General features: G+C 63.4%; 13 protein-coding genes. All 13 read right to left on the reverse strand.

Annotation, left to right across the window (positions count from 1 at the left end; genetic code table 11):
• Nucleotides 1-29 precede the first annotated feature (29 nt).
• Nucleotides 30-731: a tRNA (guanine(46)-N(7))-methyltransferase TrmB gene (gene trmB, locus AC0ZT5_RS28055; protein WP_488499070.1), complete on the reverse strand. Its 702-nt coding sequence runs from the start codon at nt 729-731 to the stop codon at nt 30-32.
• 23 nt (nt 732-754) lie between these two features.
• Nucleotides 755-2,020 carry a methionine adenosyltransferase gene (metK, locus tag AC0ZT5_RS28060; protein WP_184877533.1) on the reverse strand — a complete coding sequence of 422 codons (1,266 nt, stop codon included), beginning with the start codon at nt 2,018-2,020 and terminating at the stop codon, nt 755-757.
• Between the two features lie 170 nt (nt 2,021-2,190).
• Nucleotides 2,191-2,610: a helix-turn-helix domain-containing protein gene (locus AC0ZT5_RS28065; RefSeq protein ID WP_095082429.1), complete on the reverse strand. Its 420-nt coding sequence runs from the start codon at nt 2,608-2,610 to the stop codon at nt 2,191-2,193.
• Nucleotides 2,611-2,750: 140 nt separating this feature from the next.
• Complete coding sequence (lnt, locus tag AC0ZT5_RS28070) at nt 2,751-4,343, reverse strand: apolipoprotein N-acyltransferase (RefSeq protein WP_488499071.1); 1,593 nt, start codon at nt 4,341-4,343, stop codon at nt 2,751-2,753.
• Nucleotides 4,344-4,446: 103 nt separating this feature from the next.
• Complete coding sequence (locus AC0ZT5_RS28075) at nt 4,447-4,917, reverse strand: VOC family protein (protein WP_488499072.1); 471 nt, start codon at nt 4,915-4,917, stop codon at nt 4,447-4,449.
• A 128-nt stretch (nt 4,918-5,045) separates the two neighbouring features.
• On the reverse strand, nt 5,046-6,119 hold the full coding sequence (locus AC0ZT5_RS28080; protein ID WP_095082435.1) for a hemolysin family protein: 1,074 nt from the start codon (nt 6,117-6,119) through the stop codon (nt 5,046-5,048).
• Nucleotides 6,120-6,147: 28 nt separating this feature from the next.
• On the reverse strand, nt 6,148-6,654 hold the full coding sequence (gene ybeY / locus AC0ZT5_RS28085) for an rRNA maturation RNase YbeY (protein WP_488499073.1): 507 nt from the start codon (nt 6,652-6,654) through the stop codon (nt 6,148-6,150).
• Between the two features lie 17 nt (nt 6,655-6,671).
• Nucleotides 6,672-7,664 (reverse strand): PhoH family protein, encoded by a 993-nt coding sequence (locus AC0ZT5_RS28090; protein ID WP_023758127.1) that lies wholly within the window; start codon nt 7,662-7,664, stop codon nt 6,672-6,674.
• Between the two features lie 83 nt (nt 7,665-7,747).
• Nucleotides 7,748-9,157: a tRNA (N6-isopentenyl adenosine(37)-C2)-methylthiotransferase MiaB gene (miaB, locus tag AC0ZT5_RS28095; RefSeq protein WP_488499074.1), complete on the reverse strand. Its 1,410-nt coding sequence runs from the start codon at nt 9,155-9,157 to the stop codon at nt 7,748-7,750.
• Between the two features lie 86 nt (nt 9,158-9,243).
• The gene (olsA, locus tag AC0ZT5_RS28100) at nt 9,244-10,044 is read right to left on the reverse strand and encodes a lyso-ornithine lipid O-acyltransferase (RefSeq protein ID WP_488499075.1); all 801 of its coding nucleotides are present in this window, start codon (nt 10,042-10,044) and stop codon (nt 9,244-9,246) included.
• A 74-nt stretch (nt 10,045-10,118) separates the two neighbouring features.
• Entirely contained in the window at nt 10,119-10,613 is a 495-nt protein-coding gene (gene rimI, locus AC0ZT5_RS28105; protein WP_095082444.1) for a ribosomal protein S18-alanine N-acetyltransferase, read from the reverse strand.
• Complete coding sequence (gene tsaB, locus AC0ZT5_RS28110; RefSeq protein ID WP_488499076.1) at nt 10,613-11,290, reverse strand: tRNA (adenosine(37)-N6)-threonylcarbamoyltransferase complex dimerization subunit type 1 TsaB; 678 nt, start codon at nt 11,288-11,290, stop codon at nt 10,613-10,615. The genes rimI and tsaB overlap by 1 nt, the downstream gene beginning before the upstream one ends.
• A gap of 111 nt (nt 11,291-11,401) precedes the next feature.
• Nucleotides 11,402-12,508 carry a DUF1513 domain-containing protein gene (locus tag AC0ZT5_RS28115; RefSeq protein WP_488499077.1) on the reverse strand — a complete coding sequence of 369 codons (1,107 nt, stop codon included), beginning with the start codon at nt 12,506-12,508 and terminating at the stop codon, nt 11,402-11,404.
• Nucleotide 12,509: the final 1 nt, after the last annotated feature.

Below are 12,509 nucleotides of genomic sequence, written 5' to 3' on the forward strand. Positions count from 1 at the left end.
GAACGCCGGAGGCCGTGTGATCGGCCCGCTTACGTCCTGATGAAGGTAAGATAGGCGGGAGGCCGGCCCTCACGAACAGCCTTCGCCTCGTAACGGGTACCCGGCCAGCCTTCGTAGGGCCGATGCCAATCCGCCGCCTCCGAAGCCTGCCACGCGAATGCACCATGCGCCCGGCAGTGCAGCAAGGTCCAGTTCACATAGGTGTCGATATCGGAGGCAAAGCGGAATTTTGAACCCGGCTTCAGCACGCGCGCGAAACGGTCGAGATTGATCGGGCTGACGAAACGGCGCTTCCAGTGCTTCTTCTTCGGCCACGGATCCGGATAGAGAAGGTCGATGCCGGCGAGCGACGCTTGCGGCAGCCAGTCGAGCAGCCGGGTGGCGTCGTCGTCGTAGACCTTGAGATTGGCAAGCGGCTTTTCCCGCACCGCCATCATCATCTTGGCCATGCCGTTGACGAATGGCTCGACGCCGATAAAGCCAATCGAAGGCGCCTCGGTGGCGCGATGCAGCAGATGTTCGCCGCCGCCGAAGCCGATTTCGAGACGAACCGCCGAAACATCCGCTTCAAACAGGGTGCTGAGATCTGCCGGCGGTTCAGCCGTCAGATCGAGCCGATATGTGCCAAAGCCGCTTTCCAGTGCGGCCGCCTGCTGCGGACGCATGATCTTGCCGCGCCGGCGACCGAAGAAGGCTTCGGTCGCGCGGCTTGGTCTGTCCTTCGGGTCCATGGCAGGACTTTGCGGCGCCGCTGTCAGGCGGCGACCGCGTCCTTTAGCGCCTTGGCGAGATCGGTCTTTTCCCAGGAGAAGGACCCATCGCGGCCGGCCTTGCGGCCGAAATGGCCGTAGGACGACGTCTTGGCGTAGATCGGCTTGTTGAGATCGAGATGGCGGCGGATGCCTGACGGCGACAGGTCCATCACCGTGCGCAGCGCCTCTTCGAGCTTGGCCTCGTCGACCTTGCCGGTGCCGTGCAGGTCGACATAGACAGACAGCGGCTGGGCGACGCCGATGGCGTAGGAAAGCTGAATGGTGCAGCGGTCGGCGAGTTTCGCCGCCACGACGTTCTTGGCGAGGTAGCGCGCTGCATAGGCGGCGGAACGATCGACCTTGGTGGTGTCCTTGCCCGAAAAGGCGCCGCCGCCATGCGGTGCGGCACCGCCATAGGTGTCGACGATGATCTTGCGGCCAGTCAGCCCGGCGTCGCCATCCGGCCCGCCAATGACGAATTTGCCGGTCGGGTTGATGTACCACATGCAGTTGTCGGCGATCTTAAGCTCGCCCAGCGCCTCGCGGATATAGGGTTCGACGACCTTGCGGACTTTCTTCGAATCCCAGCTCGCATCGAGATGCTGTGTCGACAACACGATCTGCGTCGCCTCGGCGGCCTTGCCATCGACATAGCGGACAGTGACCTGGCTCTTGGCGTCAGGGCCGAGTTTGCCGGCCTCGCCGCTGCCTTCGTGGCGGGCGGCGGCCAGCAGTTCGAGGATCTTGTGGCTGTAGTAGATCGGCGCCGGCATCAGATCCGGTGTCTCGCGGCAGGCATAGCCGAACATGATGCCCTGATCGCCGGCACCTTCCTCGCCCTGACGGTCGGACGCGTTGTCGACGCCCTGGCCGATATCGGGCGACTGGCCGTGCAGCAGGACCTCGATCTTCGCGTTCTTCCAGTGGAAGCCGGCCTGCTCATAGCCGATTTCACGGATCGCCTTGCGGGCTACCGACTTGAACTTCGCCGGATTGACCACCGGGTGGCCGGCGGCATCCTTGAGGATGTTGCCTTCCTTGTCCTTCTTCAGCAGCGTCTCGGGGACGCGCACCTCACCGGCGATGACGACGCGGTTGGTGGTGGCCAGCGTCTCGCAGGCGACGCGGACTTTCCATGGGTCCATGCCGGTCTTCTTGGCTTCGCGATAGACCAGATCGACGATCTCGTCGGAGATCCGGTCGCAGACTTTGTCGGGATGGCCCTCGGCAACGGATTCCGAGGTAAAGAAGTAGTTCTGCCGCGTCACGGGTGTCCCCTCTTGAAAAAACGATCGGCAGGCTGCCGACTTTGGCGCGCCACGTGTTAGCGGGGTGGAGCGCCGCTCGTCAAGCGGTGCTACCGTTCTGGCATGAATGTCGATGCAGTTATCTTGTGCCACCGGCGGCAGGCTGCCGCCGGTCCAAACGAGATTGCGGATCAGTCGAGATCATCCGTGGAGAGGGATTTGACCAGGTCAATGATCCTGCGGCGCACCTTGGCATCGGCAATCTTGACAAAGGCGCGGTTGAGCTGAAGACCTTCGGGACTGCCGCAGAATTCGACGGCGAAAGCCATCGACGTATCTTCGGCAAAGCCACGGCCGGGCGCGGCCTCCTGGCCGGGCGCATCCTCGAAAAAGAAGGCGACTGGCACGCCGAGAATCGACGCTATCGCCTGCAGGCGGCTGGCGCCGACGCGGTTGGTGCCCTTTTCATATTTCTGAATCTGTTGAAATGTGATGCCGAGATTCTCGCCGAGTTTCTCCTGGCTCATTCCGAGCATATTGCGGCGAAGCCGGATGCGACTGCCAACATGGATGTCGATCGGATTCGGTTTCTTCTTGTTGTCTTCTGTCATTTTTTCCTCGCCGAATTTTTTCGGCTTTCTATATTTTTTCTTGCCCAAACGAAGCCGGCGGCAACTGCCCCAACAGAACGATCCACCGACTTCGAGAAAATTTCAGGCGCTTACAGTATGAGTTTCTAATGTGTGGGCTGTCAATTCACCCGTAGCCTTTGCCTTACGTTCAACAATGCGGCGGCGATGGCAAACATCAACATGATCAGCATTCCGTTAATGCGTCTTTGGCCGGCGGATATGACCGCCTGTCCGGAAATCGGCACGCGTGCATCGATGGCGCCACGCGCGTCGATCGCCAGGGCATCGACGACGCGTCCGCGCGTATCGACGACGGCCGAGATGCCGTTGTTGGCAGCACGCAACAATGGCAATCCATTCTCCACCGCACGGATCTGGGCCTGCCTGAAATGCTGATACGGACCCGGCGTGTCGCCGAACCACGCATCATTGGTAACGTTCACAATAAGCTGCGCTGACGTAGCGTCAACTGCCACCAGATCGGGAAAGATCACCTCATAACAGATAAATGGCAGCGCACGGATGCCGTCAGGCAAAGTGATGGCGTGCCGCTCGTTGCCGGCCGCAAATGTCATCGGCCCGGCAACCAGCTGCTCGATGCCGAAACGCTCAAGCAGATCGGCGAAAGGCAGGTATTCGCCGAACGGCACCAGATGAACCTTGTCGACGGCGTCGGCGATTTCACCCTTGTCGTCGATCGCCACCACGGAGTTGTAGTAGCGGCTGTCGGCATTCGCGGTCGAGCCGCCTTCCTCGCGGACGACGCCGGCGATCAGCATCTGGCCGGGTCCGAGCATGTCGCCTAGCGCCGTCAATGCGTCCGGACGCTCGGTGAAGAGGAACGGCACCGAGGTCTCGGGCCACAGGATTAATTGCGGCTTTTCATGACCGGGGTCCGGCGCCTTGGCCGACAGGCCCATCAAAGTTGCGAAGATGCGGTCGCGCACCGAGGCATCCCACTTTTCCGACAGATCCACGGCCGGCTGGACGATGCGGACATCCAGGCTGTGCGTCGCCGGCTTTTCGGGAGTGGCAAGCCTGACATAGCCGAAACCGATATGGGCGGCGACGAGGACGGCAAACAGTGCCGCGCCGAGGCGCAGATGCCGGCGCGCCACCAGCAGCGCCGGCAATCCGAAGATGAACACCGCGAGCGCGTTCATGCCGATCATGCCAGTCACCGAGACGCTCTGCATCAGCACGGGCACGGGCATGGCCGCATAGCCGATCGCATTCCACGGAAAACCGGTGAACAGGAAGTCGCGCAGCCACTCCGCCAGCCCGAAACCGAAAGCAAGGGCGGCGATGCGGCCGATATCGCTGCTCCACAGCAGGCGGGCAACCATTGCCGCAAAGCCGTAGAAAAAGGCGAGTGCGAAGGGAATGCCGACCACCGCGAAGGGAAGCGCCCAGGCAAAACTGTCGGCCTCGACCAGCAGTGCCGAGCCGATCCACCAGAGGCCGGCAAGGAAATAGCCGAAGCCGAACCACCAGCCGACGGCGAAGGCAGGCCGCAGGCGACGAAACAGGCTGCCGGAGGCTTCGCCGGTGGCGCCATCGATCAGCCAGACCAGCAAGGGAAACGAGATGAAACAGGCAGCGAAGAAATCGTAAGGGGCCTGGCCAAGCACGGCAAACGCCCCGGCGAGAAACGCCACCAGCGCGCGCCGCCAACCCCAAAGCAGAATTATCCGGCCGGCCAGGCGCTCCATGCAAACTTCCGAGTCGCGCGAATCAGGAAGCAAGATTTAACAGGCCGCGGTCAGCACTCCAAACGCCAGATGGCTGGCTGCAATGCAAGCTGCGGCCGCCGCTCTACCGGTGCCAGCCCTCGATGCGCACGCCGCCCAGGCGTTCGGCCTCTTCACGGGAAACAGCACGAATGGCCTGCGTGAAGGTCCAGACATGGCCTTCGGGATCGCGTGCCCGATACTGGCGTTCGCCGTAGAACTGGTCTGCAGGCTCCTGGATGATCTCGGCGCCGTTTGCCCTGGCGTGCTCACAATGGGCGTCCAGGCCGTCCTTCAGCCGCACATAGACGGATTGCGTATTCTTGCCCGAAATGGAAGCGGGGCTGGCGACGTAGTCGGTCCATTCGGAATCGACGATGATGTAGCCGTCACCGAACCGCATCTCGGAGTGGACGAGCTTTCCATCGGCGTCGCTGACTACCATGCTGCGCTCGAAACCGAAGGCCGTTTCCAGCCAGTCCAGCGCGGCGCGAGGGTGCCTGTAGAACACCCCGGACCCCAAGGTGGAATGCTTGAAGGGGTCTTCGACCGTCATCGGCGAGCGCTTATATCCTTGTTTTGTCTCATGATGTTCGTCCGAGAAGTCTGCAACTTTTCGGCATCATGCTTTGGTGCTGTCGCATGATGTTCGTCCGAAAAGTCTGCGACTTTTCGGCATCACGCTTAAGCCTGCTCGGTGCGTGCGGCGCGCCGGCGGCGCTCGCCCTTCTGGCTCTGCACGATGCGCACGCGCTTGACGCGGCGCGGATCGGCATCAAGCACATGGAATTCGAAGCCGGGGATGGCCTGCACCACCTCGCCGCGCGCCGGAACGCGGCCAAGCGTGTTGAAGATCATGCCGCCAATGGTGTCTACATACTCACCATGTTCGCCGGCTGCGAAATCCTCGCCGATCATCTTGGCGACATCGTCGATCTCGGCCTTTCCGTCGACGATGAACACGCCGTCGCCGCTCTGGGTGATCATCGGCTCATCGTCGTCATGCTCGTCCTCGATGTCGCCGACCACCATCTCGACGATGTCTTCCAGCGAGGCAAGGCCGTCGGTGCCGCCATATTCATCGATGACCAGCGCCATCTGGGTGCGTGTCGTCTGCATGCGGCCCATGAGGTCGGAGGCAAGCATCGACGGCGGCACGAACAGCACCTGGCGGATCAGGTTGAGGTCGCCAATGGTGCGCGCGAGGTCGACCTGCGTGAGGTCGAGAACCGTGGCGGCAGGGGTTTTTCTTGTCGAGCGGCCCTTCTTGACGCGCGCGATCTTGGTGATGTGGGCCAGCACGTCGCGAATATGGACCATGCCGCGCGGATCATCGAGCGTCTCGGAATAGACCGGCATGCGCGAATGGCCGGACTGCTCGAAGGTGCCCAGCAGATCGCCGAGCGTCGTCGTGATCTCGACCGCCTCGATATCGGCGCGCGGCACCATGACGTCCTCGACGCGCACTTCGCGCAAGCGCAGGATGTTGTTGAGCATGGCGCGTTCGCCGGGCGAGAAGGCGCCGGCGTCGCTCGCCGTTTCGGCAAGCGCGCCGGCGATTTCCTCACGCAGGCTGGTTCCGTTGCGCTGCCGGAACAGGCCCAGCACGCGGTCGAACAGGGAGGGACCGGCTGGCGATGTTTCGCTGGCAACGCTGCCGGTAACGGTACTCGGACTTGATCCCTCTTCCGACGTATCGGAAGCCTTGTTCGCACTGCCGGCGTCGGGGCGGGCGGCAGTCTCTGGTTTGTCGTTCATCGTCGTCCGGTCAATTGATCTTTTGTAGTTACGCGTAGGGATCGGGAATGGCAAGCCTTGCGAGCGCTGCGCGCTCGATGGCCTCCATCGCCTCGGCCTCGGCATCGGTCTCGTGATCGTAGCCCAGAAGGTGCAGCAGGCCGTGGATGACGAGATGAGTGATATGGTTCTCGACAGGCTTGTCTTCCAGTGCCGCTTCACGCGCGACCGTCTCGGCGGCGAGCACGATGTCACCCAGCATCGGCGGCAATGGAGCGCCTTGCACAAGCGGAAAAGCCGGGAAAGACAAGACGTTGGTCGGTTTGTCCTTGCCGCGCCAACCTGCGTTGAGGGTCCGGATATGGGCATCGTCGGAAAAAACGAGGCTGAGTTCGGAACGGCCCGCCACGCCGGTCTCGGCAAAAGCAGCCGCGACAGCGCGATCGACCAGCCGTGTCAGGCTTGCCTCATCGGGCCAATTGCCTGCTTCGACTGATATATCAATATCGACGGGGACCGGACGTGCCCCGTCGCCGGATATGTTGTCCTCAGGCATGAGGCCGCATCGTCACATCAATTCTCGGCGCCGAGGCCGCGCGCCAGTTTGGCATCCCGGTCATACGCCCGGACGATTTCCGCCACCAGGGGATGGCGGACGACGTCGCCATCGTTGAAGCGCACGGTTACCGCGCCGGCCACGCCGTCCAGCACGCGCAAGGCTTCTACCAGGCCCGATTTGGTGTTCGAGGGAAGGTCGATCTGCGTCGGATCGCCGGTGACGATCATGCGCGAGTTCTCGCCGAGACGGGTCAGGAACATCTTCATCTGCATCGGCGTGGTGTTCTGCGCTTCGTCGAGGATGACGGCGGCATGGGCCAGCGTGCGGCCGCGCATGAAGGCGAGCGGCGCGATCTCGATCACTTCGGCGGCAATGGCGCGCTCGACCTTGTCGGCGGGCATCATGTCGTACAGCGCATCATAGAGAGGGCGCAGATAAGGGTCGACCTTCTCCTTCATGTCGCCCGGCAGGAAGCCCAGCCGTTCGCCGGCCTCTACGGCCGGCCGCGACAGGATGATGCGTTCGACCATGCCGCGCTCGAGCAGCATCGCCGCATGCGCCACCGCCAGATAGGTCTTGCCGGTGCCGGCTGGGCCGATGCCGAACACCAGTTCCGAGCGCTCCAGCGCCCGCATATAGGCATCCTGGTTGAGCGAGCGGGCATAGATCGTCTTCTTGCGGGTGGCGATCTGGGCGGCCGAGACCTTGCCCTTGCGCTCCAGCGTCGGCAAGGTCAGCTGATCGTCGGCGGCAATCGCCATGCGCACGGCGCCGTCGACGTCGGACTGGCCGATATCGACGCCCTTCTGGAGAATGCCGTAGAGATTATCCAGCGCCCGGCGAGCCTGCTCGGCGGCCGACGCCGAGCCCTTGATTGTCAACTGGTTGCCGCGCGAGCGGATGTCGACGCCGAGCTTCTGCTCGAGCCTGGCCAGGTTTTCGTCGAACTGACCGTAAAGGGCGCTGGCAAGCTTGTTGTTGTCGAAAGTCAGAACGATGTGCGCCATGTCAGAAGCCCCAGATGCCGGTGCCGGGGGCAGGCTCTTCACTTCTGCAGCGCTCAACCGTCTCTCCTCATCTGCCGAGACCCCTAGGCCAATTCGGCGAACAGGCTGTTGTAGCCCGTCTTCGTGATTCGCACCTGGATAATGTCACCGATTTCGCCGGCCTTTTCATCAACAATAACCGGCTGCAGCCAAGGCGAGCGGCCGACCTTCTGGCCGGCCTGTCGGCCGGGCTTCTCGATCAGCGTATCGATGGTGCTGCCGACCAGGCTTGTGCCGAAATCCTGCTGCTGCTTCAGAAGCAGAGCCTGCAGCCGCTGCAGCCGCTCGTCCTTGACCGTTTCCGGCACATGGTCGGCCATCTCGGCGCCCGGCGTGCCGGGACGCGGCGAATATTTGAACGAGAAGGCCGAGGCATAGTTCACCCGGCGCACCAGTTCCATGGTCGCCTCGAAATCGGCCTCGGTCTCACCGGGGAAGCCGACGATGAAGTCGCCGGAAAGCGCGATATCCGGCCGCGCGGCACGAATGCGGTCGAGCAGCGCCAGATAGTCCTTCGCGGTATGCCTGCGGTTCATCGCCTTGAGGATGCGGTCGGAGCCTGATTGCACCGGTAGATGCAGGTAAGGCATCAACGCCGGCAGATCACGGTGGGCGGCGATCAGTTCATCATCCATGTCGCGCGGGTGGCTGGTGGTGTAGCGCAGCCGCGCCAGTCCGGGGATTTCGGCCAGCCTGAACAGCAGGCGGCCAAGGCCCCATTCCTCGCCATTTTCGCCCTGGCCATGCCAGGCATTGACGTTCTGGCCAAGTAGCGTCACCTCGCGCACGCCGGCTTCGGCCAAACGTTGCGCCTCGGCAACGATCTGCGCCACCGGCCGCGACACTTCGGAGCCCCTGGTGTAAGGCACGACGCAGAAGGTGCAGAACTTGTCGCAGCCTTCCTGGACGGTGAGGAACGCGGTGACGCCGCGCTTGATGACCTCGGCGCGTTTGGGCTGCGGCAGATGCTCGAACTTGTCCTCGATGGCGTAGTCGGTCTCGACTATCTTTTCGCCGCCGCGCACTCGCTCCAGCACATCGGGCAGCCGGTGATAGGTCTGCGGGCCGATGACCAGATCGACGGCCGGCGAACGGCGAATGATCTCAGCGCCTTCGGCCTGCGCCACACAGCCGGCGACGCCGACCAGCATCTCGCGGCCGGCGACGGCGCGTTCTGCCTTCATATCGCGGATACGGCCGAGCTCGGAATAGACCTTTTCGGCTGCCTTTTCCCTGATGTGGCAGGTGTTGAGCAGCACCAGATCGGCCTCGCCGATGGCATCGGTGGCGGTATAGCCGTCGGCGGCCAGCGCATCGGCCATGCGCTGTGAATCATAGACGTTCATCTGGCAGCCATAGGTCTTGATGAAGACCTTCCTGGTGGCTGCCGCCGGCACGGCCATCGCTTCGGCCGCGGCGTCGATGTCGTCACGCTCTATCGTGTTCAAGTCCATCCGGCGGCTTCTAACGCCTTTCGATGACAAAAAACAGACGATTCTCCGCCACGGCCGTCACGCACACTGGCGCACCCGTCAACTGTCTATCGGCTCGGGCGCGGATCGGCGAGTGCCGCCTGCATCATCGCGCGCACCTGGCTTTCCATCAACTTCGACGTTTCCTTGCGGTTGGAGCCCTTGGAAAAGGCGATCGGTTCGCCGAAATGTACCTCGACGTCGAGCGCCCCCTCCGCCAGCAACACCTTGAGATGCGGCATCAGGTCCTCATCGCCGATCCAGGCGGCAAGTGGCCGGTGTCGGCGGCCGAGCGGCACGCCGTGCAGGCGCGTGTAGGCGATCGCCACCGGCTGGATGAAGACCTGCTCGGCCGCGCCTTCCGAAATCGCCATCGATGCGGCGCCGAACAGCGTGCTCTTGAAGGGCAAGACGATGTTGCCGTCGCCGGTCGATCCCTCGGCGAACAGCACCATGGCGTCGCCCTTGGCCATGCGGTTGGCGATCTCGCTTGCCTGGTCGCCGGACGAACGCTTGCGCTCGCGCTCGATGAAAACGGTGCGCTGCAGCTTCGACAGCATGCCGATCAGCGGCCAGCCTTCCATATCGGCTCTCGCGATGAACTTCACATCGACGATCGAGCCGAGCACCATGATGTCGGTCCAGGAGATGTGGTTGGACGCGACCAGCAGTGGACGTTTGTCGGACAGCGCACCCTTGACATGGATGCGCATGCCCAGCGCCCGGACGATCAGCCTGTGCCAGATTTTCAGGATGAAGGTTTCCGGCCACCAGCCGGTCTTCATCGACAGGATCTGCAACGGCACGAGGACCAGCGAACCGGCAGTGACGAGGCCCAGCGCCAGGAAAATCCTGATTTTTGCGATCATACAGTCCCGGCCCTGCCGTTACAGCGCCGCGCGTCCTTTTTGGAAGCGCTAACCCTTGGATTTGGCGCCTCTGGCTAGCGAAGATCGCGGCGCATGACAAGCGCCCCGGTCGGTCCGTGCTCGGACGACCTGTAGTAATTGGGGCGTTTGCCGACCTCGCGGAAGCCCAGCCGCCGGTAGAGGGCGATCGCCGCAACATTGGTCTCGTCGACCTCGAGGAACAACGCTTCGGCGCGCTGCGCGTGCAGTTCGCGCAGCACCGCGTCCATCAACTGCCAGCCCAGCCCCTGCCGGCGGTGCGAGCGCGCCACCGCGACGGTCAGGATCTCGCCCTCGCCGGCCGCCAGCCTGGCCAGCACGAAGCCGACCGGCGGCTTGGCGCCCTGCCCGGTCTCGCGCGCGGCGTAGCCGAAGACGGTGTCCTGTTCGAGCAAGGCGGCGAATTCGCCGTCGGTCCAGGGGCGGACAAAATCCTCGCGATGCAGCAGCGAGACCGCCGGGCTGTCGGTGATCCTCAGCGGCTCGAGCGCATAATCCCGGCGGCGTGGTTGAAGAAAAGGTATGCGCATTAGTTTTGTTGCCTTGATAGTATGAATCCAGCCTGCGGCTTGGCGTCCGCGCCACGCAAATAAAGCGGTTTCGGCCTTTCGCCCTCGCCCTTCCCGGCCGCCATGCAAGCGTAGGTGAGAATGTCGGCGGTGGCCGTCTCCGGGCCGATATCGAAGGCGCGCCCTGCTGAGGTAGCGATTTGCGCAGCCGCGGTGCCGCAGAGCACCGAAGCGCTTTCCGTCGCCATGGCCACGGCGTCAGCCAGTGTGGTCACAGCCGGACCGTAAGTCAAAACTGACGTTTCATCGAAAAGGGCGGCATGGAGTTCCTCGCGGCCGGCGTCGAGCGCCGCCAGCACGGCACGACCGGGAAATCTCACTGCCGCCTCGGCGGCCAGCGCCTCGAGCGTCGTCACCCCGATCGCCCGGACCTTCAGCGCCAGCGCCAGACCGCGCGCGGTCGAGACGCCGACGCGCAGGCCGGTGAAAGAGCCGGGACCGACAGAGACAGCGATGGCGCCGAGACCGGCATAGTCGGTTGCGCCTGCCTTCAGCGCTTCAGCGATGACGGCCATCAGGTGCTCGGCATGGCCCTTGCCGAGATCGAGCACCGAGCGGCCAAGCTCCTGCTTCGCCTCGGTGTCATAGACGCAAGCGGCGCAGAGGTTGGCGGCACAGTCGATGGCAAGCAATTTCATGAAACGACCGGTTCGAGGGACACAGTTTCCTGTGCCCGCCACGGCCCGCCACCGCAAGGGGATAGTGCATAATTTGTTAAGCGGCTTCGCTTCTGCCCGGCGCAAAAATATTTATGCGGCCTGTTCGATACGGAGCATGTGGTTGTCCCAGACATAGTCTAGTTCGGAGCGTGTAGCACCGCTGCCCTCGATGATTTCGCCGGCGCCAGTCGTCGCCATGAAGCTTGTTCCGTCGGGCGCCACGCCGCAGACCTCGACCAGCGCGCTGTTCGAGACGACCCGGCCGCTCGCCGCGTCGATCACCACAAGCGAATTGCCTTCCGGCGAAGAGACGGCGACTGTGCCGGCAACCGGATTGGCGGCGACCGAGCCGATATAGTTGCGGAAACCGGACAGCACGTCCTGCGGCATGTCGAGCAGCTGCAACTCCTTGCCACGCGCGGCCCGGCCAACCAGCAGCGGACGATCGGTGCCCGACCCCCTGTACTGGCAGCCGAACCAGACGGTGCCGGATCCATCGGTGTCCATGTGGCGGATCGACAGCTGGTGCAGTGCCGCCGGCAGTTCGTGCTTCTCGATGAGGTCGCCGGTGACGCGGTCGATCAGCACATAGGACGGCTTCATGGTGGCGATGTTGAGCTCGGCGCGGCCAAAGTCCGGATGGGTCTCGATGCCGCCATTGGCAACCGCAATCGTCCTGCCGTCGCCCAGGAGCAGAAGCTCGTGCGGACCCATGCCATAGGTCGGGAACTCGCCGACACGGCTGAATTTCGCTCGCGCATCGTAGATACCGACGACACCGGCGGCATTGTCGAAATCGTTCTCGGTTGCATAGAGCAACGCCCCGTCGGGCGAGAACATGCCATGGCCGAAGAAATGCCGGCCGGTGATGCTGGTGATGGTCAGCGGCTCCTCGCGGCCCGAATGATCGAAGACCACGGCGAAGGTGCCGGGCTGGCGGGCGAAGACCACGGAACGCTTCGACACCGGATCGAAAGCGACGTCGTGGCCGCGATCGGGCAGGTCGATCGTATGCAGGAGCTTGCCGGCCTCGGACAGGACGGCTGCGCCAAAACCGCCGTCGCGCTTGACAAAGGCGGTGGCGAAGACGGCGTCGGCCGCAAGCGTCTTCGCCCAGGCCGACGGCGCCATCGCGGCGGCAAAACCAATGCCTGCGGCCCTGAGGAAATCGCGGCGGTCGATCAGCGGGGTACGCATG

This window comes from Mesorhizobium sp. CNPSo 4670, assembly GCF_057784235.1.

Coding starts and splice junctions, on each gene's coding strand:
- trmB (WP_488499070.1), bottom strand. CDS start 731: ATGGACCCGAAGGACAGACCAAGCCGCGCGACCGAAGCCTTCTTCGGT.
- AC0ZT5_RS28065 (WP_095082429.1), bottom strand. CDS start 2,610: ATGACAGAAGACAACAAGAAGAAACCGAATCCGATCGACATCCATGTT.
- lnt (WP_488499071.1), bottom strand. CDS start 4,343: ATGGAGCGCCTGGCCGGCCGGATAATTCTGCTTTGGGGTTGGCGGCGC.
- AC0ZT5_RS28075 (WP_488499072.1), bottom strand. CDS start 4,917: ATGACGGTCGAAGACCCCTTCAAGCATTCCACCTTGGGGTCCGGGGTG.
- AC0ZT5_RS28080 (WP_095082435.1), bottom strand. CDS start 6,119: ATGAACGACAAACCAGAGACTGCCGCCCGCCCCGACGCCGGCAGTGCG.
- ybeY (WP_488499073.1), bottom strand. CDS start 6,654: ATGCCTGAGGACAACATATCCGGCGACGGGGCACGTCCGGTCCCCGTC.
- AC0ZT5_RS28090 (WP_023758127.1), bottom strand. CDS start 7,664: ATGGCGCACATCGTTCTGACTTTCGACAACAACAAGCTTGCCAGCGCC.
- miaB (WP_488499074.1), bottom strand. CDS start 9,157: ATGGACTTGAACACGATAGAGCGTGACGACATCGACGCCGCGGCCGAA.
- olsA (WP_488499075.1), bottom strand. CDS start 10,044: ATGATCGCAAAAATCAGGATTTTCCTGGCGCTGGGCCTCGTCACTGCC.
- rimI (WP_095082444.1), bottom strand. CDS start 10,613: ATGCGCATACCTTTTCTTCAACCACGCCGCCGGGATTATGCGCTCGAG.
- tsaB (WP_488499076.1), bottom strand. CDS start 11,290: ATGAAATTGCTTGCCATCGACTGTGCCGCCAACCTCTGCGCCGCTTGC.
- AC0ZT5_RS28115 (WP_488499077.1), bottom strand. CDS start 12,508: ATGCGTACCCCGCTGATCGACCGCCGCGATTTCCTCAGGGCCGCAGGC.